The following is a 25,950-nucleotide window of genomic DNA, read 5'->3' as shown; positions in this document are numbered from 1 at the left end:
GCAGCACCTCCGCGTTGCTGTATCTGAAGCCCTCCCGGAACACATGGCCCGGAGCGTCAGCAGCGGCTTCTGTCATCAACCGAACGTCGTCAGTCGGGTAGCGTCCCAGTGGCTCTCCTAAAGCTACATTCTTTCTTGATCAATTGATTTTGCGCCCGCCTTAATCAACCTTCATCATTCCAAAATCGCCGGACGGTGGTTTTGGGCATTCCTAATTGCAAAGAGACCTCGGCTCGCGAGAGTCCTGCTTTTTTCAACTCCTGCACCGCCTTTAACTTCTCTGCGGCTGCCGCTGTTTGGGGCGGGGTGAGCGTCTTTGGCTCATTAGGCAGGACTTCATCCACTACACCGAGCTCATGCAATTCTGCGAGCACTTCATCGAGCATAGAGCGCGCTGACTTCCCTTCATGAGCAGAAGTCACAAGCGTGAGAAAGGCTAGAGGCGTCAGGCCTAAGGAGTTAGCTATATCAGCGGTAAGGTCGACGCTAGCTGACGTTTTTGACGCTTCCAACCTGCTGATGTGCGCCTGGTCAGCCTGACCCTGAAAATCGGCTTGCGACAAATCACTCCGCACTCTCAGCAACTGCAGCGTCGCAGCGTAAGCCTTCCGCAAAGACATCAGAGCAACCTCCTCCAAAAAGGAGGACGTATGACGGGTTTGATTGGGGCCAAACAAATGTATATAGTCATTGCGATAGCCCTTTGGCCGTGATCGCGTGGGCATTTACACCCGCTGACGTCTCCATTGTCTTTCCGCTGCCTTTTGGAGCTGCAATTTATGGGTAATTCCTTTGAGGATGAAGTGCATCGAGAGGGCCAGGCCTCGTCGTTCGGTACAGACCTGACTCGAGTCGAGATAGAAGCATTGGTGGCCGAGCGATTCCCCCGTAAAGCCTACTGCTTGGTTGAAGGCTGGCTGATTTTTCACGTTGATGAGTCTCCCGAATCACTGGCGAAAGTACGAGCAACAGGCTTGGAGCCGATGTTCATGTATGCGCACTACGTCGTCTATGACGAGCAGGGACGGTTTCCTCCAGGCGGCTGGGTGCGCTCAACCCTGTGCAAATCGTTCGACGGTGTTTGCTTTTTCGAGACGCGAAACACGGTGTACGTGCTTATGGGAAAAGGACGCGAGATGACTGCATCGCTGAAGACAATATTTGGCTTATGTTAATCGCAAGTTCGCTTCGTGGGCCTGCTCTACACGATGTTCAGGATTAGCATGCAAGACCAGGCCGGCCCGGTGGGGATGTTCGGGGACGGTCTCGCTCATTTTCACGCGGTGTCGCGATCTCTGGTCACCCATTGGTATCACGTGAGCCTAAAACGACGACACAAAGATCGCTTCGTAGCTTACGAAAAGATGTTGAGCGACGAGCCCCGTTTGGTTGAGCTGCTTGTCTCTCAAAACGGGAACGTGCTGGTGCAGGAAGTCCAAGTCGTTACCCCAGGATGGATGAACAAGGGGCTACCGATGCACACATAGAGGGTGGTGTGTGCCTGCCCCTTCAAGGGGTCAGCTGTTGTGAACCAAGCCATCAGCCACCGCCGATGTCTCGGCCCTTGGGCTTCCATCTTCATGCCTCCCGGCCTACCGGCCTGCGCGCTCTACTTACAGATGGAGCCACTGCTGCGCTGCGAATTCACGATGGGGCTACGCGGCGTCATCCATCCAGCGCTTCAGCAGTGGCCTCCCCGAAGAATTGACATTACTGCCTTTAAGCTCCTGCAATGTGAGCCAGCGGCATTCCACGATCTCGTTCCGTGGCTGAGGCCCTTTAGGCAGGGAGATTGTGCTCTCAAACAAGCGGTGAATGACATCGTCGTGCTTGTATTCTGAGATGTAGAACACGTGGCCGAGCGTGATCCCCGTTTCCTCAGTCATCTCACGGTAGGCCGCCTTTACCGGCGTTTCATCCTCTTCGACTCGACCACCAGGAAGATTCCATTTGGCGTGGCGCTTACGGACAAACAAGATCTTGCCGCCACGTAGGAAGATAATCGTCGCCCGATGCTTCTTACTTGGACTTTTTCGTAAGCCAGCATTCGATGCCGTCACTGTGCATCCTAGCTGTCATCAAAATGTAATATATCAATAACAGAGAGCTTGCTGGGCTCCGAGTTCCGCCGGTCAGCTGTTTCCGGATGGGGATGAGTCTAGCCTTTGTTCGGATTGCTAGGTCGTCCGTGTCTAGCTGCGTGCCTGCAGCACCGCCGCTGGCGAAATTAAGCGTCCATTAAGCTCCCTCCCGTAGGGTCGCGTTACGAACAGATCAGAACTCGTGATTCAGTGATCGCCGCCTTGGGAAGGAGTACGCATATGGCCGGGCCACTAGAGATAAAATGGATGTGTTTCAAACGGACGGTGAACTATGTCGGCTGGGCACTGTTCTGGCTGTTGCTCTGGGATGTCGCCGTGACGGTGGATGCCATGTTGTTTGCCGGCTACGACATTGAATTGCCCCTGATGCCGCTGACGTTACTGTGCTCCGCCCTGGTCGTGCTGATCAGCTTCCGGAACACGAGCGTCTACAACCGCTGGTGGGAAGCGAGAACGCTATGGGGATCCATGGTGAACACCTCTCGCAGCTATGGCCGCGAAGTGATGACCTTGATCGACGGCGAAGGGAAGCAGAGTGTTAACCCTGTCAAAGCCTTGCTATTGCAACGTCATGTGGCATATCTACAAGCCCTCCGAGCGCATTTGAAAGGCGGCGGTGACGTTGCCATCGGTCTTGATGGATTACTGCCCCCATCCGAAATCAGCAGAGCGAGAGATACCAATAACTTCCCCAACGACATTCTGAGCGTATCGGCGTCGATCATTGCCGAGGAATATCAGGCAGGTCGGCTCGATAGCATCCGACTCGCCAGGCTGGAATCGACGATGGTCGATATCTCTAACGCCCAAGGCGGAATGGAGCGGATAGCCAACACGCCGCTTCCGTATCCTTACGTCTACTTTCCTCGACTGTTCAGTGCGCTGTTTTGCGTGATCATGCCCCTGAGTCTCGTGCCTACCTTGGGATGGTTCACTCCAGCTATTTCAACGGTCGTGGGATGTATGCTGCTGGCCATGGAGCGGATAGGCACTGATTTGCAGGCACCGTTCGGCAACAGCCAACACCGCATCCGTATGGACGACTTCTGCAAAAACATCGAGAAAAACCTGTGCTCGATGTTCAACAAACCTGGCCAGACTCAACTGGTGTTGCCCTCACGATCTACGGCCAGCGCCGCGTAGGCTGAAGGCCGCCCTTGAAGCACGTAATGTCCACGACTCGATCATGACCTATTGTCGGGCAGAGCTTCTCGACGAGAGTTACTTCCACGCAGTTTTCGAAGGAATTAAAGGAGTAGCAGATAGGGTACCCGGCCTATCCGGATTGACTGGCGATGGCGCGCATCTGGTCACGCAGGCATTTATGGGCCCTGAGCCAAAACTGATGCTGGGGTCGCTCGTTACAGACTCTGCCAAGAGTTAACAGCAAGGCTTTGCGAACCCGCTGATAGGCCTCTTCGGCGCAGTGCGTAACCCTCTCACCCACGCTGCAAAAATCAATTGGCCAATGTCCGAGCAGGACGCGCTCGACATTTTCAGCCTGGTTTCTCTAGTGCAGCGCAAACTCGACAATGTCAGCAAGGCCTGATCAAAGAATCTGAGCCGTCCCACAGCAGTGGTCGAGCAGCCAATTGTCCTCGGTGCCCCTTCATTTTCGGCAGCCGTCTGGGCCCTACTCCTCCCGTGCGGAGGTGAGTACACTCAGAAGCTAGCGAAACTGAGGTGGCTTGGATGCTGAAGGAAGAGCAAGTCAGAGAGTTACTGATCGAATGTGAGGGCCTAGTAGATCAACCTTTGGTTCAGATCCGTGGCAATCTGACCAAGTCAGAAAATCGTTCCGCTGCAATTTTCGAGCTGCTTGCGATTCAGGCGTTTGCGGCGCTAGGCAAGGTTGAGTACGAGCCCTTTCCCAACAGCCCCGATATTCGCGTGACTTTGCCCGACGGGACTCAAGCTTGGGTGGAGGTCGCATTCCTTTATGACAAATACTGGAAGCAGGAGCGGCAGTCCCGCGAGCTGACTATAGCTCTTCGCACACATGCGAAAAATCAGGACGTTGCACCTGAAAAGATTTCCCTAAGGTTCACGGGAGTCTCTACGCCCGCTGGCTACGAACGCTGTCTGCCCGGACTTCATGAAATCAAGAAATTCCTGAGGGAAGACTACGTCAAAGAGCTTTTTGATCGCATTAAGACCGAGCCGTTACAGTCCTTCACCTTGGCCCATTCCGTCTTCAGCTTCGAAGTGACCTACGCCCCTTCAGCCACCTCCGCAAGCGGAAGTGCATTAGTACAAGAAGCACCAAAAGACGTGAGGCAACATCAGCTATTCAAAATCGTAAAAAACAAGGCCAGCCATCATTCCGTGGAGGGCTTGCGCATCGTCTGCGTGGGCTCCGACACCAGCCGAGCACTCTCTGATAGCTCGGCCCCGGGAGTGATTAGCCCTAAGCAGGCAGTACGTGCGGCCTTCAGTGAAACGAGCTCCGTGGGCTGCGTTATTACCGTAAACATCAAACATGTTTTCCGGCCTCTCAGCCCGCTTACCAAGCTAGCCCATCCCTGGATGTATGCTAATGGTAGAGCTAAGGCCCCCATGACCGACAGCATGCTTGAAGCCTTGACACGCCTTGACTTCAATCGCTGGAAATACTCGTTTGAGCTTAATCAATACCAGACCCCTAGCAAGGGGCTGGGTAGAAAATTGCTAGGGAGCATGCGTATGACTACCGGAAATAATGGTATGAGCCTCGAGATCCCCGCCGCCCTGCTCGTAGAGGTCTTAGCTGGCCGTGAAAAGCTTCTGCAGGGTGAATCGGGCTTAGATCCTATGATGGAAAATTTCCTATCAGGGGATCATCGTATCGAGAATTGCTCGCTCGTCCCTGCTGACCTTCAGGCCGGCGAAGGGGCCAAAGTAAAGCTTGATTTCGTATTTGACTTCGATGCCGTGTTCGAACGGTCATCGAAACCAAAGTAGAAACAGTCCTCTGATCACCTCTGATCTGAGCCAACCTTTGAGTGGTAGGGCACCCTATAGGATGCCCCACAGTGGCCCTGTCCTAGCCGTTTCTCAATGCTTCAAGACCGTTATCCATGGCCGAAGCTGCGGCCACAATCGCACTCACCGTGGCTCGGTCAAACTCATGGTCTTGCTGTGAGTCGTGAGTACCGGTGTTGAGATAGCTCCACTCAATAGATGTTCCATTCACTCGGAGCAAGGCATCAAGCCCAGAAAGTATGGCCTGAACGCCCTGGGAAGGGTTTTGAATCCTACCCAACCCACCTCGAAGCTTTAGGCACTTGTTGTTCAGCTCCCACTTGGCTCGCGGGCCGGCAAGCCTCAATTCAAGTCGACTATCTTGACGCTTGCCGAACCACGTCCATGCTCGATCAGTCAGGCTCTCGATTGCTGCTCGAGAGTGACGCAGCGCATCCCGCTTCTCTTCCGCATCTACTGAGGCTTGTGCCAATAGGACATAGTTCTTGGTTGGTGGGTCAGTATCGATGCGAAGGTGATGCTCACCATGGTGAGGAAGGAAGCGGTACCGACGTATCTGTGCAGCTCGCTGTGCACCAATTTCCTGTTGAATTCGATGCAGGAACTCTTCGGCATGTGAGGTGAGGATGACCTGCTTGGCATCGAGTAAACCGCTCTCAAAAAACGTTCGCCAGATGCCATCCCGATGCTCATCATCAATGGCATTTACGACGTCGTCGAAGATCACTACTGGGCAGTTTTCGGCGAGATTCTTGGCCAGCAGTATTGCTAGGCCCAGGCACCGGATATGGCCCTCGCTCAAGATCATCAACGCATCAAAGCGCTCACCCGGCTGACCTACAAATTCAATTTCAATTTTTCCGTTCTCGGCAAGCGGCAGCCTGAGAGCATGGATCAGAGCAGGTGGAGGATCCTCACGGTTGAACAGGTTGTACAGATCGCGAGCGCTATCACCTAGCCCCTGCAGAAGCTGGCCTGGCAACGCGGCGAGGTAGGCCTGCAATTGCGGTAGGTATCCATCATAGGCGGCCTTGATCCGCCTATTGTGTTTAAGAGTCAATGCTTCATGTGCGACCTCTTCGATCAGTTGCTGATTGTTAGCTTCGAACTGGGCAATCGTTGCTTGAGCCTGCGTGAAATCAGCGAGAGCTTGGGATCGAAGAAGTTTGCATCGCTCTATCTCGGTCTTGAACCCATCAAGCCTCATCCTCTCCTGGGCCAGAGTTCGCCTTTGCTCAGTAATTTGACGGGTAGCGGCATCAGCCTGCGCAACACGATTGACCAAAGCCAAGAGGGCCAGCCATGCCCTATCATTCTCATTCACCCATGGTTGAAACCAACTGCCTGTAGACGCCGGTGGAAGCTCTGGCAACTGCGCAGCTTGAAGCTCGTTAGCGCACACCTGTGCTACGACACCGCATGCACGCCGCATTTCGGCATGCAGGGAGCGGAACGACTCGTTGAAGCTGTTGGCTGCCGTTTCTGATTGCTGCTGCAACCCCTTGAGCTCAGCCAATTGCGCTAGCCCTACGCGTGCGCGCTCGAATGGGTTTTGGGCGACCTGATCCAGGTGAGTGCCACACGCTGGACATGCTGTCGCGTTATCTGCCAGTTGAAGGAGCGCTTCATACAGGTTCGAATATGAGACTTCACCAGCCCGGGCAGTCAGTTCCTGCTGCGCTGCTTGGCTTGCCGCATATGTCTCATAGACCTCTCTCCGCTTTTCCTGCAGGTAAGCTGCTGTACATCCATGTAGCACGGGTACGGGCGATTCTAGGACTTCTTGGAGATGTACCAAATACCCCTGGGTCTCTGGCGTCCCTAGAATCCAGTTGACGCAAGCTTCATAGGTGCTGCCTTGATGGATTCGTGCGGCTAGCGCCTCTTCCTCCTGAGCTAGAACGGTAAGACGCTGCTCGTATGTATCAATCAACTGCTGCGATGCTGCAACCTGGTTGCGCCGCCCCTCAAGCTGCAAAGCTTTAACGCTAGAGATGCTCAGGTTCTCATCAAGCGTGGCGTTGAAACCACGGACAAACTCGCTGAACTGATCAACACCAAACAACGTCGCGATAAGCTGACGCTGATTACCTGGTGTTCGGGCCGCTATACGGCCGAAGTCATCGAGCCGGTTTTTTTCCACGAAACAGAACCGGTAGTCTTTTTCGCTTGCCGGGATCTGGATAATGTTACCGGCATTGACCGAGCCAAGAAGCCGTGGGACTTCGTGGCGTCGAAGACGTGCGTTATCGCAGTATGATCTATGAGCAAAACGCCTAGCTTCCGCTTCACTGATCGAACCAAGCATTGCGGTTTCGAGTGCTTCAAAAAAGCTACTTTTCCCTGTTCCGTTCGGCCCGTACACCAGCGTTATGTTGTGGCTCAGGTCAAAGACTTCAGGCTGCATAAATCCGCGAAACGGGCCGACCTCCAGTTGGCTCAACCGCAGCTGAGTACGATCTACCTGCATCGCCTCAGCGGCTTGCGGCCACCGAATTGCAGAGTTTTCTAGATGCTCAAGCGCAATCGGGGCCAGCCGACTGGAGCGTCCCCGCCTCTGCGTACCAACCTCAGCCAGGCCCTGTAAATTGGCCATGATCAAATTCGCCATCCGATGCACATCGTCGTGCACCGGCTGATCAGACAGGTAAACCAGGAATCGCTGATACTCCGCTTGTAGACTCGACATGACAGCTCCGTATGTTGACCCACTATTGCCCCCGTTGCCTCTTCGGACAGGCGAGCAATAAGCGTAGATCGAAAAAAGCTGTAGTGGCTTTGTGATACGGATAAAAATGATGCAGGCCCTGAATCTGACAATCTCATCCGCCAATTACCAAGATAGAGTACGCATGGCATACGCTCTGTGACCGCACACATGAAGCCTTTGTTTGCTTGCCATGATGATACGATGACTGAATGGGGCTGCGCGCCACCCAGCCCATCGCCCGAATTTGATGGTGCCATAGTGGATAACCCAACTCTCTCGAAAGTCCTTTCATCCGTAACCTCCGTGGTCGAACGAGCCGGTGCTCTTCTCGCTGCCGAATGCGTCCGCCCAGGTGGCCGACGATGCTTTGGAGACAAAGCTGACATCGACCTCAAAATCGAGATCTCGCTCCGCGCATAGCTCTTGAGCATTCTGCTTTGCGACTGGCGGGGGGAAGAGACAGGCCATGTGCTCACCGGTGATGCATGGTGCTGGGTCGTCGACCCCAACGACGGTACGAGTGATTTCCTTAACGGACTTAAAGGCTCTGCAGTGTCAGTGGGATTGCTTCATAATAACCAACCAGTGCTCGAGGTTGTATACGCACCTGTCACGCCTAGCGGTACGCCAGACCTGATAGCGTGGGCTGAGGGGATGGATCACCTGCTACGAAATGGAAGCGTCATAGCTGTTGATCTTTCCAAGCGAGTCCTTTCAGATGGCGACACGGTCATGGTTAGCGCGGCAGCTATAAACAAGCCTTTGGTCAATCAGCAAATGTGTGCACCAAGTGAATTCTACGCAATGCCCTCGATTGCATACCGGTTGGCCAAGATCGCAGCTGGTGATGGGGTTTGTGGCGTCTCGCTTTACCCGGTGTCGGCTCACGATGTCGTGGCGGGCCATGCCTTACTTATTGGCTCCAAAGGCATACTCATCGACGAGAAAGGTAAGCCTATCCACTACGCTAACTGAGGCCAATATGCTCAAGATCTCGGAACTTTGCTTTCGAGGGGCTCCAGGCGCCTCCGAGCAGTTGGCCAAGCGCCACTGGAGCAAAGTCTTCAATCAGGTGGAGGAGTAACGGACGCTTTACGCGCAGGGCGAACAATCCATGGAGCAAAATAACCGCCGAGCTGCCTAGGAAGACTTCACCCATGACTCAACCTCGTCATGTCCAAACTGCGCCTTCCATGCCCCTAACAGCTTGTTGTTACCGCCTTTGCTTTCAACAATCTCGCCGGTCAGAGGGTTACGGTAGACCTTCACCTGTCGCGCGCGCCTGGTGCGCTTCTCAGGCTTGGAACTGACTGCCGCGCGCCCGCGACCAGGCTCAATAATCGAGATGATGTCTTTCAGGCTCTTCCCATATTGCGCAAGCAGCCCCTGCAATTTGGTTTCAAACTCGATTTCCCTTTTGAGGCCAGGGTCGCTCCTGCGGGATTCTAGATTAGCGGCTTGTTGGGCAATGCGTTCTTCGAGCTGACGATATTCCGCGAGGCGTGACATGAGCGCTCCATTGAGTCAAGGACATAACTATTCGGACTGCTTATACGACCACAAGGTTCTGCGGCGCTGTCTAACCTTTTATGGTCAGAGCGCCTATTCGACGAGCTAGGGAGCACAAGATCCGGGTCAACTAAACCTCATTTGATAGGAGTGTCACCGGCCCGATCTCCAAATACATACCTATTAACACCCATTTACTGCAGCTCGCGCCTAACCCTCAGACCTGATGACTCATAGCCAGCGGTAAAAGCGCTGCAGCACGCGGTTGGACAAATCACCTAGCGTTATCGACGGCAGCCTTGAGCGCTATGACATCGGCGATCGCTTGATGATCTTTTCGTGCCGGCATCTTGCACAGAATCGCGGTGGGTGCTTCGCCCTACGAAAGACTCAAGCGGCGACAGAGTGAAGGTCGGCTCGATACCGGCGGCCTCGAATAGCACATTCAGCCAGAAACATTCCGCAGAGTCGTCACAGCACAGAGATTTGCCAGAAAACAGTACGTTCAAGCTTTCAGGCACAGCCAGCTGTGTAGAACCAGTGGCGTGCAGTTGTTCCTGGGTGAGGCTATGCATATCCTGAGCATTGTGGCTCAAGCGTCCAGTACCTCGCCGGTCGAAGCAACGACTGGTAGATCCCACCCAGGGAAGCCACCACTACTTCGATTGGGTAGCTATCAGGCGCTATGTCAGAGGCTTCGGAGTCGATGAAGAATGGTGGGAGCTCAGTCATAGGGTCTGCAAGGAATCATGTGTGCGGATAGTCAATGGATATTCGGGCACTGCCCATCCCGGTAAGGCAGTGAGGCGCCATCCTCTGAAAAGGCCGCTGCTACCTTAAGCTTTCATTTCCAGTGACGATACATGTGGGAGCTGATCGTGAGGTATCTACGTCACTAAGTGGCCCTGCTCCAGCTGCAGCAGATTGATGATTTTTCCTGGGACTGATATGAAAGCTCTACCGAAAAGGCCGCTGCTACCTTAAGCTTTCATTTCCAGTGACGATACATGTGGGAGCTGATCGTGAGGTATCTACGTCACTAAGTGGCCCTGCTCCAGCTGCAGCAGATTGATGATTTTTCCTGGGACTGATATGAAAGCTCTACCTCTTATTCTGCTACTTCTGGCTTCGGCACCTGCAGTCGCGATCCCGCTCGCGCCCTATAACTACAGCATCATCCATACGAAGTTTGAGTCAGTCTTCATCCAGGCACCTGAATGCGAACCCAACCGCATGGCGTGGACACAAATGGAGTGCTCAAATTTCAAGGCACGCGCGTCAAAGCGCTTCACCCAGGAATGGGCAGCCCGCTCCTACTGGGATGGCAAAAACGTTATTGGCAATCCCGATGCCGATCGACGGGTCAACAGCGAGATCAGGCTGGAGTAGCCTTGTTCTCCTTTGACATGTATGCGCCACGGAAAATATACAGATTCATCCACCTTAAGGGTTCGGCAATGGTAGCCGGCATCGGTACAATCTGCCGCTTCCTTTGCCACTGCCACTCCACATGAAAAAAATACTCGCCGCTTTAGCCCTCTTTTCTTCTATCACCCTGCCCGCCTTCGCCTCACCGCCCGCAACCTTCTCTGAAGCCAAAGTCGTCGCCAAACAACAGGTTTATCTCGACCAAGCCAACAGCTCGATGGGCGAGCTGTATTGCGGCTGCAAGTGGAAATGGGTCGGCAAATCAGGTGGCCGTATCGATGCGGACTCTTGCGGCCTCCAGGCTAGAAAACAGGAGACACGTGCTGAGCGGACAGAGTGGGAGCACATCGTTCCAGCATGGACGTTTGGACACCAGCGTCAGTGCTGGCAGAACGGCGGTCGAAAACACTGTGTAGACGACGATCCTGTATTTCGCGCCATGGAAGCAGACCTATTCAATCTCTATCCGTCTGTGGGTGAGGTGAACGGTGATCGAAGCAACTTTAACTACGGCATGGCTTCGGGTGTGGCGCCACAGTATGGCCAATGCAAGACGAAGGTAGATTTCGATCAGCGTGCTGCCGAACCTCGAGATGAGGTCAAAGGCCTTGTCGCCCGAACGACCTTCTACATGTTCGATCGGTATCGACTCAACATGTCGCGACAGCAGCAACAGCTGCTCATGGCATGGAACAAACAGTTTCCGGTAACGCCTTGGGAGTCTGAGCGGAACAAGCGTATTGCGGCCATCATGGGGCATGCGAACCCGTTCGTGACCGGACAGCGTTCATGGACTCCCGGATACAAGCCTTCTGGTGATGGGATAGTGAGTCCGATCCCGCAGAGGGCTGCGAAATTGCCGCCAGTGTCTCAGATCACCAGTACGGCTTCGGCAGGGGTAATCATTGGCAACAGCGATAGCCTTGTGTACCACCTACCTAGCGGATGCCCCAGCTATGACAAAGTGTCTGCTAAGAACAGAGTGACGTTCAGGTCGGAGTCAGAAGCAGAGGTTGCTGGGTTCCGGAAGGCGGGTAATTGCAAGTAGACAGAGGCTAACTGTACATGCAGTTCTTGATCTAGGTGTCTGGGGCTATCTGAAGGCGACGTGCGGGAACGGCTGTCGTGATTCAAGTCAACGGTAGCGCCGTTGTCTTGGCTCTGCGGGCGTCCATCCTCCTGTCTGTCGGCCTTCAGCATGCGCGCTCCGCTTGCAGCTGATTGCTCAGTCACCCTCAGCAGAGCGGTTATCGGGCAAATTTAATCTTTGCGCACCCGAGTAACCGAAAGGCTCAGAGGGTTTTTCTGGCTGTCGAAGGTATAGCGGCCGACGTCCGTCGTAGCACTTTTCGTGGGGCTGAACCAGATCTTCCTCATTAATGACTTCATCTCGTCGCTGCTTATCGATGGCTCAAGAACCCGAATTGCGCTGCGAGTCATGCAGACCATTATCTGGTACTGATACTTTTTCTCTGCCGAAGCTAGGGATGCGTCGAGCCATCTGCCTTTGGTAATGAGGCCCTCTTCGTCAAGGCTCAACTTAGCGGATGCCCCAGCGGCCCGGTCTGCCCATATTTGAGTCACCGAACCAGGTATGTCGATGCTAGATGTAGTAGCAACCTTTCGACACCAAGGATGCTCATGAAGTGCGTCATTGAACGCCTGATTGAAAGCATCCACGACCATTCCAAATGGAAGCGGAGAATCACACGCGTAGAGGTATTCGATGCGGTCGACTTTGCCGAGTCCAACCTCGCGAAAAAACTGCTTCGCATCGTCCAAAAGCTTTCCACTGTCTAGCGGCCCGCAATTGCGCGTCACCTGCAAAGTTTGACTAAAGCTACCATTGAAATTGCTACTAACGCTGTAGGTCATGCCGGCATTTTTACCATAGCGTTCCTGCAATCTAGACACTGCAAGGTCAATTTGATCCTTCCTACTCGCCAAAGCGTTCAGTTTCTGATAATCGCGGTAGTAACGACCGGGGGCTGACCAATCAACCTTGAGCGACAGGTAAAGCAACAGGCTCAGGCCAAGGAGGCTCACTAACAAACGGGTACGTTTCGGCATGCTTTAAAAACCATGATGTTTACGTAGGTATCGGCGCAGACAGCTAGAGCTTGAGTCGCGAACGGCCAAACCGGCTATGCCGTAATGTGTCCAGTTGCCAAGATCATTGTCTAGATATCGCTCACTGTGAAAGAGATGTTTATGAAGATCCGGGTCAAATGGGGGGCTGACTTTCTAACCAGTGAGCCATACTCCGAAATCACGACCTGCGGCCATATAGCCGACAGGCGTTGTGCCGATGCCCCCATAACACCAGGTGCCAAGCGATAAGACCGATGCCAGAAATCCTGCTACCGGCTCCCGTAGGAAATTCTGCAGCTGTGACCTTCGAGGGTTCCCAATCCCTTTCGTCCCGTAATAGCGCCAGACAGTCATATCGCCAGTTAGAGCGCTCACCACATCTATCTCGACCGAGACATTGTCCGCGCAGCAGACACGGTAGTGAAACGGGCGATCAGTGATTCAAGGCACCGCAACGTGGAGGTCGTCGAATGGTTTCCATCCCTTGAGGCGAGAAGTCGGCTACTTGAATTACTGGATCTTGGCAAGCCCAAGCTTTCGGAACTGGACAGGCTGCAAAAAGTGGAAGCTTGGCTAAGCTCGCAATAGCTGATGACGTCAGGTTGGTCAGGAAGACAGCTGTGTAACACGTGCTGAATGAGAGCAATGGATATGCGCAAGAAGTCCCAACCATGGTTTGTCCCGCTTCTGATTCTTTTTGCGGTTCTGTGGGGAATGGGGAAGAAAGACGCCCCTCCTGCGCCGGTACAACCGAGCGTCCCAAGCACGCCAAATACGCTAACGTCAATTTCGCCAGCTCAGTCCTCTGCGCCGGCTCTTGCCTCTGCGACTGAGCACTTTGTAAGTGCTGATAATCTCAATGTCCGGGATCAACCAGGCGGTAAGGTCGTCTCGAAGCTGAAGCGTGGGGAAAAGGTTCAGGTCTTCGAGACCCGGAATGAATGGGCGCGCATCAGCACTGATAGTCAGTCTTCCCAATGGCTTTCGTTGAAAAGCCTTTGCAGCGGGTCGGGCTGCTACGTAGTTTCGAAACCCAAACCAGTGACTCAGCCAGTACAGCCTTCTCGCCAAAAGATTCCCGCGTACGGCTCGTCCTGTCCTTGTTCATCGGGCAACGTGTGCATCGGGCCTCGCGGTGGTCGGTACTGCATAACGTCGGGAGGAAACAAACGCTACGGCGTTTGAGCCATTATCTGATGACGGTCTTCACGAAGATCAGTGATTTCGCAGACCCGTTGGCAGAGCGCCCAATAGATCATGCTGTAACGTCACGATAAACTTCCCTGCCGATCACGGGGTATTGGCTTTGGATCGGTACAACCGCCCCCGTTGCCGACCGATGGGCAGGATCAACGGGCGGGAGGATGAGCGCAGGAGGCAGCTCTCTATTGGAGAGTCCTTTCTGCCTGAATCAACCTGGATCAGCGGCGCAGGAGCCGGTTAAGTACCAGCAGGGCTACTGCACCAATCGCGATTGCAGCCACTGGTTTTTCTTTCGCGAATTTGGACACGCTATCAAGCGCATCGCCATAGGTTTGAGTCAGCTGGCCAGCAGCTTGGCGTCCCGCACCTTCGGCTTCAATCTTCGAATCACCCAGTAGTTTTCCCACTGCGCTTTGAGCTTTGCCGGCAACCTTCTCTATAACGCCTTCAACCTGTTCGCTTTTCATGATTTCAATACCTTCGTGAGTGAGCAGCTCAGATTCAGCTGAGCTAGCGGCGATGTGCAGAGCTTTAGGGGGATGAGCTTCAAAATACGTTCAAAGTTGATAAAGCCCTGGGACGTACCCATCTAGTAGATAGGACATTTGCGAGTCTGCTATCTTGACTGTCGACCGCTACCTGCATGGAGGGGCATTGGATGAATTATTTGGCTCATCTGCACCTTGGGGGGCAGTCGTCTGACGAGCTCCTGGGTAGCCTTTACGGGGACTTTGTTAAAGGCCCACTCGCAGGGCGCTTTTCTCCTAAAATTGAGGCGGCGATTCAGCTGCATCGCACGATTGATGCATTCACTGACGCCCACCGGGTCGTCAAGCGAGCGCTGTCACGATTTCCCAGCGAGAAAAGGCGCTATGCCGGGATCGCTCTCGATATGTTTTTTGACCACTGCCTCGCGCGCGATTGGGAGCAATACTCTAACGTCCCGCTGGATGACTTCGCGCAGCAGATCTACGGGATCTTGGAGGCAGAGCCTAACCTTCCTTCGTCACTGGCGCAGGTCGAGCCCTTGATGATCTCGGAGGACTGGCTGTGCGCCTACAGAGACATTGAAATGATTGGATATGGCCTGGGCGTAATCTCGAAGCGCCTCTCCAGACCAGAGGGCCTTGATGGGTTGTTCGAACATCTAGAAGGTAACTATGAGCTGCTGAGCGCAGACTTCAGCGATTTTTACCCAGCACTCCAAGCTTTTACGCGTGTGCCTGGAGACGCAAAAGTCATGTGAGGACGCTGGGGGCAGCGAGCAGTCTCTTCAAAGCGGAGCTTGGGCGACCGACATCGCTTGATGATCTCGGCCAGCAATGAACGCTCACAGCCGCTAACCTGTTGTGGCTGGCATTTCAGAGCGCTTCACACATCAGGTAGCGCGGTGCTGCTCATTGCGAAAGCTGTCTTATGAGGAGTGACTAATTTATGATGTCCGGATGACAAATTCGGATGCCGCATCATGAGTACACGTTCAGACCTTTTGACCAGCGCTGAAATCCTGTTGCGCACAAAGGGCTATGCGGCCTTCAGCTATGCCGATCTGGCAGAAGACATCGGTATCAAGAAGGCAAGTATTCACCACCACTTTCCTACCAAGGAAGGCATGGCGGTTGCCATCGTCGAAAGCTACCTGTTTCGTTTCAAAAATCAGCTAGACGCTATCAATGACGAAAATACCTGCGTCGTCGACCGACTTAAAGCCTTTGCCTTGATGTTCTCGAATAGCAGTGAGAATGGAATGCTTCCCCTCTGTGGTGCTTTGGCCGCAGAGCTTTTGGCCCTGCCGGAAAGTCTACGGACATTGACCAAGGATTTTTTTGAAATCCATCTCACCTGGCTCCAAGGGAACCTTGCTCATGGCCAAGCGTTGGGTGAGTTCAAAGCCGATCTGGATGTTACGAAGGTGTCGAGGTTCATGCTGAACACTCTTGAGGGTGCAAGCTTTGTCTCGTGGGCCATGAACGATGATTATCAGAAGTCTTCTGGGTTTGATTTGATTCTGGCCGGGCTTTTAGCTCCTCAATCTAAGCATTGAGAGCCTTATTGGCAGGCTCTTCACCGGCGTGATTCCGCTGAACGTTTACCGCTCAGTATTAGACCGATGCCTCCCAGTACGGCAAGTGATGTGATCACTAAACGAGAGGTGAGGCTTTCGTTTAAAACTAGAGCTCCCGCCAGCGATGCTAATACAGGAACGCTCAGCTGGATGGAGGCGGCCTGGAATGAGGAAAGCGTACGCAAGGCTGCGTACCAAATCGCATAACCTAGTCCCGAAGCAATCGCGCCTGAACCAATCGCACAAAGAACACCTGTAAGATCGATGGACAGGTGACCTAGGAAAGGTGTTGAGGCCAAAAGCATGAAGGGGATGGATCTCAGGAAGTTCCATGCGCTTGAAGCGAGCGCGTCATTCGATTGCCTGCCAATTAAGGAGTAGATGGCCCATGCAACACCTGAAAGCGCCATTAGTGCAGCACTAGCCGGTGCAGGCGATGTCGCTCCTGGGAGCAGTAAGGCAACCAGCCCTCCTATGGCGAGTACGAGGCCCAGAATCGCTACGGCTTGCATCCTTTCGCCTTTGTAGTACCCGTATCCTAGCATGGTGAGTTGTACTGCACCGAACAGCAGGAGTGCGCCTGCTCCAGTTTCCAAATGTACGTACGCGTATGAAAAAGCGAAAGCGTAGACAAATAATGTGAAGGCACCAAGCCAAGTTCCAGAGCGGCGGGCGCGAACACCTTTAATTGCTACAATGACCCAGAGCATAACAGCCCCGCTTAATAACCGTATCAGTGTAAAAGATGTAGGATCTATTTCAGTGTGACGGAGTGCAAGTCGGCATAGTAGCGAGTTGGCTGCAAAGGCTAGCATGGCCAGAATCGTAAGGGGAATTACTTTTCTGGTGCCATTGAAAGAAAACTTCTTAATTGTTTGCTGCGGCACCAAACGCTCCTAACTGAACGAATACGGTATTACCTGTCTTGGAGCGCAGTCCGGTTGAAACTGTGCCTGATGCACTTTTCAAGAAATATCAGCTACTACTGATTACGCAACTTGTTAAATTGCGCAAAGCCATTCTCAAGATCCGCGATAAGGTCGTATGGATCCTCAAGGCCAATGTGGAGTCGGATCAAATGACCATCAATTTCCCAGCGTGTAGCGCTTCTGACAGGCTTTGGATCTGCCATCATTGCCAAGCTTTCAAAGCCACCCCAGGAGTAACCAATTGAAAACAGCGATAGGCTGTCCAGGATAGCGTCAGCAGCTAACTGCGAAGAAGGCGTTGTCGTAAACGACAGCAAACCAGATGCCCCTTTAAAATCTCGCTTCCACAATTCGTGTTGGGGATGAGACTCCAATGCAGGATAATAGACCCCGGTTACTTCCTCTCGGCTCTCCAGCCACTTGGCTACTATTGTTGCATTTATATAGTGTCGCTCCAGTCGCACATCAAGCGTCCTCATTCCCCGAAGAGCTAGCGTCACATCGTCAGGGCTAGCAAATAAACCCATGCTGAAATGGTATTGCTTAAGACTCTCCCATGCACGTTTGGATGCGGACACGGTGCCAAGAACTGCGTCTGAGTGGCCAACGATGTATTTGGTTGCTGCCATGATTGATAGGTCTACGCCAAGCTCTAACGATTGGCAGTAAAGCGGCGTGCCCCATGTATTATCTGCAATGACGAGAATGTCATTGTCATGAGCAACTTTGGCTATCGCTGGGATATCCTGTATTTCTAACGTCAGTGAGCCTGGCGATTCAAGGTAGATGGCTCTAGTATTGAATCGAAGGAGATCATTGATGCCTGACCCTATCGTGGGGTCGTAAAACGACACTTCGATCCCCATACGCTCACCCACCTGCTTACAAAAGGCTCTGATAGGAGCATACACGTTGTCAGCGATCAAAATATGATCACCCATTCCCACTACTGAAAGTATGGCAGTTGTACAAGCCGAGAGCCCTGAAGGGCATAGAACAGTGCCTTCTGCCCCTTCCAAAAGCTGGATGGCTTGGGTGAGAGCCTCGGTAGAGGGATTGTTCCAGCGTCCGTAGGCGTATTTCTGACGCCCTTCACGCATCGATTCACATGTGGGAAACGCGACGGTGGAGCCTCGGTAGACAGGTGTATTCACAAAACCGTGATGCTGCTCCGGGTCAATTGACGCGTGGGCCAAAAGGGTTGATGCATTCTTGTAGGTATTCATACGAGCTTCCGGATGACCACGATTGTGGGTGAGTGTCGGCTGAGATTCCTATCGCTTCCTTCGCATACTAATCTACATTTTTTAAATGTCTACCATTAGGTAGTCTTTTAGCGCCTTTTGACTAAGTTCATCCTCGGCAGCGCTTCGGCGATGGGTTGGTGGGCACGCGGTGATGTGGAGCATGCTTCGGCGGATTGGGCAGGTTGGTTCGTGATGAACGTAGCCCACACGGCGGAACTGGATATGAACTCGGGTATTCCTGACTCGATGTCAGGGAATGAGGGAGCGGAGGATCGATCTGAAATTACGATGGGGTGGCTAGAGGAAGTCGAGGATTCGCCTAGGGGGCCGTGAGCTTTTACACGTGATTCGATGCCAATCCAATAAGGCGTTGCTGGTTACGCAATCCTGAACGGAGATCTGCTGGCGCTTTTAGTCTGATGGTCGGTCTATGGTGACAGTGAGTTCCGCTCGCAGCATGAAACCGGTTAGAGGGCCAGAAGCCACAGTTACATTTCGATCTTCAGAGCTACGCAGGGCAAGCTCAATGCCCGGTAGCCTCCAAGGATTTCGCAAGCCTTTGTCCGTGGGAAGTGACGTGGTCTGCCGCTAAGCGCTCAGCCAAAATGCTGTCACCAGACACAATTGCGTCTACTAAAGCCCTGTGTTCTGGGTAGATCGACTCTGCACTCTCGACCATCCTGTTGGTGTGGAGGATATAGAGTAACACTGTATCAATGATCAGCGCGTACTGTTCGAGAAGCCGACGATGGCCGGCAATCGATACGATCAGCTTGTGCACCGCCAGATCTGCCTCAGCAATCCCGCGCCAGTCTTTGACTTCAATTGCGACCTCAAGAGTCTTGAGTGCTGCCAGCAAGGTGGTCTTACCGACCGCATCGATAGTTTCCGCAGCAAGCCTGGCAGCCAGACCTTCGAGGCAGCTCCGCAGGGTGTACAGTTCGCGCGCATCGTGAGATGAGAGCGAAAACACCTCCCACCCCGTATACGCGTGCTGAACCACCAATCCTTCTCCGCTTAACCGGTGCAAAGCCGCTCGTATCGTCGAGCGGGATAGGCCGACCTGTGTCGCCAAGCCGATCTCGGTAAGACGAGACCCAAGGGGAAGCTGTCCAGAAATTATGGCATCCCGGATGCAGTCTGCTGCTTTACGGTCGAGGCTGCGGCGGTCGATATTTTCGCCGGAAATGGACAGGGCATTTTTCTGGTTCATGCCACGATAGTGGCAACCGAGGTGGTGGCTGTCAACAGTTAACAATTCGCTTTTCTAGCATCCGTCCCCGCTGGGAATGGGGATCATCGAGAGGGTGTTGACGAGCCAAAGCTTTGGGCCTAGGATCGATTTCGTCGATTGTTAACAATTAACTGTTGGACGATATGGCCTTGGAGAACAATAAAAATGCGTATTGAACAGATCGAAACTATTGCTTGTGACGCAGGTTGGCGGAATTACCATTACCTCAAGATCGTTGCTGACGATGGGACTGTAGGGTGGGCCGAGTACGATGAAGCATTCGGGCCCGCTGGCCTCACTGGCGTGATCGAAAAAATTGCGCCCAGACTTATAGGGCAGTCAGTTTTGGGTCACGAAGCGGTGATTGGCCCACTTGCTGCGACCTTGAGACCAGCTCCCCACGGACTGGCGGCAGAAGCTCTCGGGGCTTTCGAGAATGCGCTTCTTGATCTCAAAGGGAAGGCGCTGGGAGTACCGTGCTACGAGCTTCTGGGCGGAAAGCACAGAGATAGCATCCCTGTGTACTGGTCGCATTGCGCTACCTGGCGCATCAACCATCCAAAATTTTACAGTCCGGTCATCACCGATCTGAGTGGGGTTACGCAGGCTGGCGTGGACGCACGCGAGCTGGGAGTCCCGGCGGTTAAGACAAATTTGTTCGTCCATGACGAGCGCGGTATTCGGCAGTGGATGCCAGGATTCGCGGCCCCGTACGAGCCTTCCCTGAACCTGGATAAGAAGCTGGTCACGAGTGTGCGCTCCCACCTTGATGCCTTGATAGCAGGTGCGGGCCCAGACACGGAGCTCTTGATCGACTTAAACTTCAACTTCAAAACTGAAGGGTTCGTGAAGATCATCAAAGCGCTGCGTGACTATGATTTTTTTTGGATAGAACTGGACAGTTATAATCCCCAAGCCCTCGCATACATACGCTCGCAAAGCCACGCACCAGTCGCAGCCTGCGAAACGCTGTTCGGCATACGTCAGTTCCTACCGTATCTACAAGCTCAAGCCGTTGACGTTGCGATCATTGATGCAGTTTGGAATGGAGTGTGGCAATCCATGAAGATTGCGCATGTGGCCGATGCACTAGACGTAAATGTCGCGCCTCATAATTTTTATAGCCATCAAGCAACAATGATGAACGTGCACTTCGCGGCTGCGGTTCCGAACCTCAGGATCATGGAGCATGATATTGATCGCTTGGCGTGGGACAAGGATCTTTTTAGTTATATACCGGAGATCAAAAATGGCGCAATGGTTGTGCCTGACACTCCAGGTTGGGGATGTGATCCAATCGAAGACATGATGCGAGCCCGCCCTGCTCGAGCTTTTAAAGGATACCTAGGCTTGTAACAGCTAATTAAAGCGAGGGGGATCACTCCTCGCAATCAAACTAACGGGAGAATAAAAATGACAACCTCTCAATTTACAGCGACAAGAATCTTCAAGCCTACGAACTCAAAACCGCACTCTTCTTTGATGCCTTTCGGTTCAGGTGGGCATCATCATGAATAAATCAAATGCTGTGAGCGGCCAAGAGAAATGTAACGCGGATGGCTGCGTGCAGGCGCCCGATATCTACAGAAAAATCACGCTCCGCCTAATTCCGTTTCTTTTTATATGTTACGTCTTCGCCTATCTTGATCGTGTGAACATCGGATTTGCGGCCATTCATATAAAACAGGATTTGAATTTTTCAGACGCTGTATACGGGTTGGGTGCTGGAATTTTCTTCCTAGGCTATTTTCTGTTCGAAATACCTAGCAATCTGATTCTGGAGAAAATTGGCGCCCGGCTTACGCTAATGCGCATCATGATTGTTTGGGGACTAATCTCGGGCAGCTTTGCGTTTATCCAGACACCAATGCAATTCTATATTGCACGATTTCTTCTAGGTGCGTTTGAGGCTGGGTTCTTCCCAGGAATCGTCCTTTACCTGACATTCTGGTATCCGTCTGCAATGAGGGGAAAAATCATTGCGATGTTCATGTCCGCAATCGCAGTTGCAGGAATCATCGGCGGGCCCGTTTCGGGTTGGCTGCTAGCCCACATGGATGGTGTGCTCGGCTACCGGGGCTGGCAGTGGATGTTCGTGATTGAGGCAATCCCCACTCTTATATTGGGTATCTCTGTATTCTTTGTGCTCTCGAATAGTCCTAACGAAGCCAGCTGGCTCAGTAACAGCGAGAAGAGCATTGTTGTTGACGCCTTGGCGGAAGAGAACTCAAGTGATAAAGGGAAGACTCATCATTTTGGTGCAGCACTGAAGGATTATCGACTTTATATTCTCGGCGCTGTTTACTTCTCTATCTCGGCTAGCTTGTACATTATAAGCTTTTGGTTGCCGTCTCTGATTCGAGAGCACGGAATTTCCGACGCAGTAAATATAGGCCTGCTGACTGCAATACCCTATATCGTAGGCGTAATTGGAATGATCTTGATTTGCAAACACTCTGACAAGAAACAGGAGCGCCGTTGGCATTTGGCTGTGTGTATGTTCGGTGGTTGCATCGGGCTTTTAATGGTTGTGTGGTTCGGCCAAAGCTTGGTGGTTTCTTTGGGCGCGATCACGCTAGCAGCTACGTGCATACTCACTGCGATGCCCGTTTTCTGGACAATTCCAACCTCCTACATGTCCGGTTCTGCGGCAGCAGGTGGAATCGCCGCAATTAATTCCATTGGCTTGCTGGGCGGTTTCACCAGTCCAGCTGTGATCGGTTGGATCAAGATCACTACCGGATCCATAAACTACGGCCTATGCATTTTCTCAGCTGTACTTGCATGCGGAGCTGTTCTCTTGTTGAAGGGCATTCCTGCAGCACTGATACCGCGTAAAGACTTTCAAGCTACTGTAGGTAGAAATTTGCACGCGGGGCAGACCCACTGAAATCGTGCAGTGCCAAGACAGCGTATGGCTTGGCACTGCACGGCTCGGGCAAGAACAGAGCACATCCCTGTCAGCATTTTCTAATCGTTATTTCCCTTTCAAACAGCCGCTCAGCGGATGTGGAAGCCGCTGATTTCCTCCCGCGCTATCTCTCTGATTCTTGACCAGTCATCGCCCTATCCCATTGATTAGCCTGGATTTACTCGCGGGGAGAGGCCTCGATGCGCACTCCAATATGCTGGTCTCTACAGCTACCTGCTTAAGAATTTTGGCTAAACTCCTTGCAAGCAAACCATCTAGTTGGTAGGGTTGTTTGGTCAGCGATTCATTCAAGCGACCTTACGTAACCTAGAGGATTTACCAAATGACTAACAACCTGAACGGTATTGACGTAGCTGCCCTGCAACAGTTTGCTCAAGGTGTTGCTGAGAATGCGAACAAGCGCCACGCCAGCTTCAACGTTAAGACCGCGTGGAAAGGCCAGACCCGCTCCGTGGCCAAAGTAAGCCGCTACAGCCTCGCCGGTGAAACCTACTCGCGTGATTTCGAAATCGTTGCCGACGAGCCAAATGAATTGCTGGGTGAAAACACTGCGCCGAACCCTCAGGAGCTGCTGATGGCTGCTCTCAACGCCTGCATGTCGGTCGGCTATGCCGCCAATGCCGCGATGATGGGCATCAAAATTCACAGCCTGGAGATCGAGACTGACGGCACCCTCGACCTGCGCGGCTTCCTGGGCATCGACGAAAGCGTTAACCCAGGCTACGACGAAGTCAGTGTTGTCATTCGCCTGCACACCGACGCCTCGCGTGAGCGTGTGGAAGAGCTGCACAACTTGGTGCTCAAGACATCGGTCAACTACGCAAACTTCTCCAGAGCCATTCGCATGGTGCCAACCCTCGAAGTGCGTGAGGGCTGATCCCAAGCCTTGTCACATCCGAGCCAGGCGTGCACCGGCAGTTTGCTTGCCGGTGCCACCCTCAATGAAATCTGGATAAACGGAGTCTGCAATGAACGATTTTTTTAAAGGCAAAAAACTGTTGGTCGTCGGCGGCACGAGTGGTATGGGCTTGGAAACAGCTCGCCAGTTCTTGAAGTCGGGCGGGAGCGTGGTTATCACCGGCAGCAAACAGGATAAAGCCGAGACTGTGCGTGCCGAGCTGAGTCCGCTGGGGAACGTATCCGTGATCGTTGCCAACCTCATGACGGAGGAAGGGATGAATCATGTACGCAACGAGATCAATGCCAACCATAGCGACATTGGTTTCATGGTGAACTCTGCAGGCATATTCATTCCCAAGCCTTTCATCGAGCACGATGAGGCTGACTACGACATGTACCTGGATCTGAACCGCGCCACATTCTTCATCACTCAGGCTGTGGTCAAGAACATGCTTGCCGCCAAACGCGAAGGTTCCATTGTCAACGTTGGTTCGATTGGTGCCCAAGCCGCCCTGGCAGGCTCTCCTGCGACTGCTTATTCGATGGCCAAGGCGGGTCTGCATGCAGTTACCCGAAACCTCGCAGTTGAATTGGCTCACTCAGGTATCCGGGTCAATGCCGTTTCACCTGGCATTGTTCACACCTCGATCTATGAAGGCTTCATGGACAAGGATGCAATCCCGGATGCGATGAAGTCGCTGAATGATTTCCACCCGTTGGGTCGAGTGGGTGTTCCCGAAGACGTCGCCAACACCATCCTCTTTTTGCTCTCCGATAAAACGTCCTGGGTGACCGGCGCTATCTGGGATGTGGACGCAGGGGTGATGGCGGTACGCGCCTAATACCGTAGCAAGCACTGCGTGTAGCGCCTTCCAGCTAGGCGCTTTTCCAATGCACTGCTTCGGTGGAAAGGGTGCTGGCTGTAGGAGTTCTGAATGTCTATCACGACAAAAGCTGCGCTTATGAGTTATGCGGAAACCCAGATGCGTTCCAAGGGTTATTCAGCATTTAGTTACGCTGATCTCGCCGCGAAGATCGGTATCAAAAAAGCCAGCATTCACCATCACTTTCCTACCAAGGAGTGCCTGGGCGCGGAGCTGATCAACGACTACATCGCTCGATTCAATGAGACGTTGCTCTCAATCGAGAGCATGCATTCCGAGCCACTGCAGCGCTTACAGGCTTTTTCCCGACTTTTCGTGATCAGCGCGAATGAGGGGCTGCTGCCGTTATGCGGCGCCTTGGCAGCGGAAATGGCTGCGTTGCCTTTATCGCTCCAAGGGCTTACCAGGGATTTCTTCAATTCGCAGCTCGCCTGGCTTCAAAGCACCCTCGAGGACGCCGTCCGGCAGCACAACTGGTCACTGGGAACAACCGCTGAAAACTTCGCCTTCATGCTGCTGAGCATGTTGGAGGGAGCCAGCCTCATTGATTGGACACTCGGTCGATCAACCGACCCTTTGGCTGGTTTTAACCATTTGCTTGAAATGGTGGCAATTCAGTCTTCATTTCTTCGTGCAGGATAAATCATGAAAACTCCTTCGAAAAAATACGTTGTCGATATCTGGTCTGATTATGTGTGTCCTTGGTGCTGGATTGCCAAGCGCCGCTTTGAGAAAGCACTTGAATGCTTCCCAGAGAAGGACGAGGTACAGGTCAACGTTCGGGCCTATCGGCTGGCTGCCAACCATGCTCCGGAGCCGATGATTCCGGCCTTGAAGCGTAAGCTCGGTAACGCAAACTCCGCTTTATCGATGATGAGTACCGTCAGTAAATATGGCGAGGCCGACGGGCTGGATTACCGCTTTGACACCATGATGTTTGGCGATACTGCGGATGCTCATGTGCTGGTAAAAGCTGTTGAAGACTCGGAGGTAAAAAAGCGTCTTGTGGAAGCGCTGTACGAGCAGAGTACCAGCCACGGTAAGTCCCTTTTTGATCGCGCCAGCTTGGCGGCGATTGCTAAAGGCGCAGGTGTGTCGGATGAGTCCATCCAACTGGCTTGGTCATCTGCAGAGCTGCGCGCTGAGATGAAAGCGGATGAACAGTTTGCCGCCCAATTGGGTTCCGGCGTACCGCTGTTCGTCTTCAATAATGCGGTCTCGGTATCAGGCGCACAGACAGACGCCTCCTTCCTTCAGGCGTTGAATCAGATGGCAGCTGAGGCGAAATCCCTGGATAGCGCATCAATGGGCCAGGTCTGCGGGATCGATGGCTGCGAAATTTGACTGGCATTGGATGGCGGCACTCTCAAGGTGCCGCTTTTCCCTGACACAGAACGAGAGACCCAGATGAGCCGTATCGTTGAGTTGAGTGCTCCCGAATTTGCTCGCTTCGTAGCCAAAGGCAGCAGTGTCGTTATGTTCTCCGCCTCTTGGTGCAAACCCTGTAAAGAAATGAGGCCGGTCTTTCTTGAGCTCGAAGCAAAACTCCATTCGATAGCATCTTTTGGGAAGATTGATATCGCTGTGTCTCCGACGATTGCGCAGATGTACGGCATCCGCTCTGTGCCGTCCTTGGCCGTGTTTAACGAAGGCCGGTTGTTGAAAGTCTTCGCAGGGTCTAAATCGGTCTCAGCCTTGAAGAAAGCGATCATCGCTGAGCTGGAAGACGCCAGCTAATCGGGCGTCCTCCATGCT

General features: G+C 53.1%; 24 protein-coding genes and 3 pseudogenes. 18 read left to right on the top strand and 9 right to left on the bottom strand.

What is annotated here, in order from left to right; translation table 11 throughout:
- Window positions 1-164: 164 nt before the first annotated feature.
- Window positions 165-620: a helix-turn-helix domain-containing protein gene (locus tag IFT57_RS11500; protein WP_192151450.1), complete on the bottom strand. Its 456-nt coding sequence runs from the start codon at window positions 618-620 to the stop codon at window positions 165-167.
- A gap of 159 nt (window positions 621-779) precedes the next feature.
- On the opposite strand from IFT57_RS11500, the gene IFT57_RS11495 reads away from it, so the two are divergent.
- Entirely contained in the window at window positions 780-1,175 is a 396-nt protein-coding gene (locus tag IFT57_RS11495) for a DUF6957 family protein (protein WP_192151449.1), read from the top strand.
- A gap of 33 nt (window positions 1,176-1,208) precedes the next feature.
- Window positions 1,209-1,466 (top strand): annotated as a pseudogene (locus IFT57_RS26985) (hypothetical protein); the annotation flags it as partial.
- A 189-nt stretch (window positions 1,467-1,655) separates the two neighbouring features.
- On the opposite strand, the gene IFT57_RS11490 reads toward IFT57_RS26985, so the two are convergent.
- Entirely contained in the window at window positions 1,656-2,060 is a 405-nt protein-coding gene (locus IFT57_RS11490) for an NUDIX domain-containing protein (RefSeq protein WP_192151448.1), read from the bottom strand.
- 261 nt (window positions 2,061-2,321) lie between these two features.
- On the opposite strand from IFT57_RS11490, the gene IFT57_RS11485 reads away from it, so the two are divergent.
- From IFT57_RS11485 to IFT57_RS11475, 3 genes and pseudogenes are all read left to right on the top strand, one after another.
- The gene (locus IFT57_RS11485) at window positions 2,322-3,245 is read left to right on the top strand and encodes a bestrophin family protein (protein WP_192151447.1); all 924 of its coding nucleotides are present in this window, start codon (window positions 2,322-2,324) and stop codon (window positions 3,243-3,245) included.
- Window positions 3,193-3,651 (top strand): annotated as a pseudogene (locus IFT57_RS11480) (TIGR02391 family protein). Before IFT57_RS11485 ends, IFT57_RS11480 begins: the two are co-directional and overlap by 53 nt.
- A gap of 143 nt (window positions 3,652-3,794) precedes the next feature.
- Window positions 3,795-5,042 carry a hypothetical protein gene (locus IFT57_RS11475; protein WP_192151446.1) on the top strand — a complete coding sequence of 416 codons (1,248 nt, stop codon included), beginning with the start codon at window positions 3,795-3,797 and terminating at the stop codon, window positions 5,040-5,042.
- Between the two features lie 82 nt (window positions 5,043-5,124).
- On the opposite strand, the gene IFT57_RS11470 is transcribed toward IFT57_RS11475, so the two are convergent.
- Window positions 5,125-7,752 (bottom strand): ATP-binding protein, encoded by a 2,628-nt coding sequence (locus IFT57_RS11470; protein ID WP_192151445.1) that lies wholly within the window; start codon window positions 7,750-7,752, stop codon window positions 5,125-5,127.
- Between the two features lie 279 nt (window positions 7,753-8,031).
- Here IFT57_RS11470 and IFT57_RS11465 point away from each other — a divergent pair.
- Window positions 8,032-8,857: pseudogene (locus IFT57_RS11465) on the top strand (inositol monophosphatase family protein).
- 56 nt (window positions 8,858-8,913) lie between these two features.
- Here IFT57_RS11465 and IFT57_RS11460 read toward each other — a convergent pair.
- The gene (locus IFT57_RS11460) at window positions 8,914-9,282 is read right to left on the bottom strand and encodes a histone-like nucleoid-structuring protein, MvaT/MvaU family (RefSeq protein WP_192151444.1); all 369 of its coding nucleotides are present in this window, start codon (window positions 9,280-9,282) and stop codon (window positions 8,914-8,916) included.
- A gap of 1,092 nt (window positions 9,283-10,374) precedes the next feature.
- On the opposite strand from IFT57_RS11460, the gene IFT57_RS11455 reads away from it, so the two are divergent.
- Entirely contained in the window at window positions 10,375-10,671 is a 297-nt protein-coding gene (locus IFT57_RS11455; protein ID WP_192151443.1) for a hypothetical protein, read from the top strand.
- Window positions 10,672-10,792: 121 nt separating this feature from the next.
- Window positions 10,793-11,758, top strand: a complete 966-nt coding sequence (locus IFT57_RS11450) for an endonuclease (protein ID WP_192151442.1) — start codon at window positions 10,793-10,795, stop codon at window positions 11,756-11,758.
- 212 nt (window positions 11,759-11,970) lie between these two features.
- Here the strand turns inward: IFT57_RS11450 and IFT57_RS11445 are convergent, their stop codons facing one another.
- Window positions 11,971-12,780, bottom strand: coding sequence for a hypothetical protein (locus IFT57_RS11445; RefSeq protein WP_192151441.1), 810 nt, complete (start codon window positions 12,778-12,780; stop codon window positions 11,971-11,973).
- 657 nt (window positions 12,781-13,437) lie between these two features.
- Between IFT57_RS11445 and IFT57_RS11440 the strand changes: the two genes are divergently transcribed.
- Window positions 13,438-13,986, top strand: a complete 549-nt coding sequence (locus tag IFT57_RS11440; RefSeq protein WP_342030343.1) for an SH3 domain-containing protein — start codon at window positions 13,438-13,440, stop codon at window positions 13,984-13,986.
- Window positions 13,987-14,222: 236 nt separating this feature from the next.
- On the opposite strand, the gene IFT57_RS11435 is transcribed toward IFT57_RS11440, so the two are convergent.
- A complete protein-coding gene (locus IFT57_RS11435; protein ID WP_192051357.1) occupies window positions 14,223-14,471 on the bottom strand; it encodes a CsbD family protein in 249 nt (82 codons plus the stop codon).
- Between the two features lie 191 nt (window positions 14,472-14,662).
- Here IFT57_RS11435 and IFT57_RS11430 point away from each other — a divergent pair, with 191 nt between their 5' ends.
- On the top strand, window positions 14,663-15,250 hold the full coding sequence (locus tag IFT57_RS11430; protein ID WP_192051355.1) for an acyl carrier protein phosphodiesterase: 588 nt from the start codon (window positions 14,663-14,665) through the stop codon (window positions 15,248-15,250).
- 222 nt (window positions 15,251-15,472) lie between these two features.
- Window positions 15,473-16,048, top strand: coding sequence for a TetR/AcrR family transcriptional regulator (locus tag IFT57_RS11425; protein WP_192051353.1), 576 nt, complete (start codon window positions 15,473-15,475; stop codon window positions 16,046-16,048).
- 20 nt (window positions 16,049-16,068) lie between these two features.
- Here the strand turns inward: IFT57_RS11425 and IFT57_RS11420 are convergent, their stop codons facing one another.
- The 3 genes from IFT57_RS11420 to IFT57_RS11410 form a co-directional block, all read right to left on the bottom strand.
- A complete protein-coding gene (locus tag IFT57_RS11420) occupies window positions 16,069-16,956 on the bottom strand; it encodes an EamA family transporter (protein ID WP_192151440.1) in 888 nt (295 codons plus the stop codon).
- Window positions 16,957-17,051: 95 nt separating this feature from the next.
- On the bottom strand, window positions 17,052-18,224 hold the full coding sequence (metC, locus tag IFT57_RS11415; RefSeq protein ID WP_122797581.1) for a cystathionine beta-lyase: 1,173 nt from the start codon (window positions 18,222-18,224) through the stop codon (window positions 17,052-17,054).
- 544 nt (window positions 18,225-18,768) lie between these two features.
- Window positions 18,769-19,458 carry a GntR family transcriptional regulator gene (locus IFT57_RS11410; RefSeq protein ID WP_192051347.1) on the bottom strand — a complete coding sequence of 230 codons (690 nt, stop codon included), beginning with the start codon at window positions 19,456-19,458 and terminating at the stop codon, window positions 18,769-18,771.
- A gap of 186 nt (window positions 19,459-19,644) precedes the next feature.
- Here IFT57_RS11410 and IFT57_RS11405 point away from each other — a divergent pair, with 186 nt between their 5' ends.
- From IFT57_RS11405 to IFT57_RS11375, 7 genes are all read left to right on the top strand, one after another.
- Window positions 19,645-20,835, top strand: a complete 1,191-nt coding sequence (locus IFT57_RS11405) for a mandelate racemase/muconate lactonizing enzyme family protein (protein ID WP_192051345.1) — start codon at window positions 19,645-19,647, stop codon at window positions 20,833-20,835.
- Between the two features lie 154 nt (window positions 20,836-20,989).
- Complete coding sequence (locus tag IFT57_RS11400) at window positions 20,990-22,369, top strand: MFS transporter (RefSeq protein ID WP_122797578.1); 1,380 nt, start codon at window positions 20,990-20,992, stop codon at window positions 22,367-22,369.
- A 364-nt stretch (window positions 22,370-22,733) separates the two neighbouring features.
- On the top strand, window positions 22,734-23,288 hold the full coding sequence (locus IFT57_RS11395; RefSeq protein WP_192052840.1) for an OsmC family protein: 555 nt from the start codon (window positions 22,734-22,736) through the stop codon (window positions 23,286-23,288).
- A gap of 91 nt (window positions 23,289-23,379) precedes the next feature.
- Window positions 23,380-24,153, top strand: a complete 774-nt coding sequence (locus IFT57_RS11390) for an SDR family NAD(P)-dependent oxidoreductase (protein WP_192051342.1) — start codon at window positions 23,380-23,382, stop codon at window positions 24,151-24,153.
- A 93-nt stretch (window positions 24,154-24,246) separates the two neighbouring features.
- Window positions 24,247-24,837, top strand: a complete 591-nt coding sequence (locus IFT57_RS11385; RefSeq protein ID WP_122797576.1) for a TetR/AcrR family transcriptional regulator — start codon at window positions 24,247-24,249, stop codon at window positions 24,835-24,837.
- Between the two features lie 3 nt (window positions 24,838-24,840).
- The gene (locus IFT57_RS11380; protein WP_122797575.1) at window positions 24,841-25,539 is read left to right on the top strand and encodes a DsbA family oxidoreductase; all 699 of its coding nucleotides are present in this window, start codon (window positions 24,841-24,843) and stop codon (window positions 25,537-25,539) included.
- A 63-nt stretch (window positions 25,540-25,602) separates the two neighbouring features.
- Window positions 25,603-25,932, top strand: coding sequence for a thioredoxin family protein (locus tag IFT57_RS11375; RefSeq protein ID WP_122797574.1), 330 nt, complete (start codon window positions 25,603-25,605; stop codon window positions 25,930-25,932).
- Window positions 25,933-25,950: the final 18 nt, after the last annotated feature.

It is taken from the genome of Pseudomonas sp. CFBP 13719 (genome assembly GCF_014842095.1).
GTDB lineage: Bacteria > Pseudomonadota > Gammaproteobacteria > Pseudomonadales > Pseudomonadaceae > Aquipseudomonas.
Note: the sequence above shows the minus strand (reverse complement) of the source record. Positions and strands in the feature narration are given on the sequence as shown.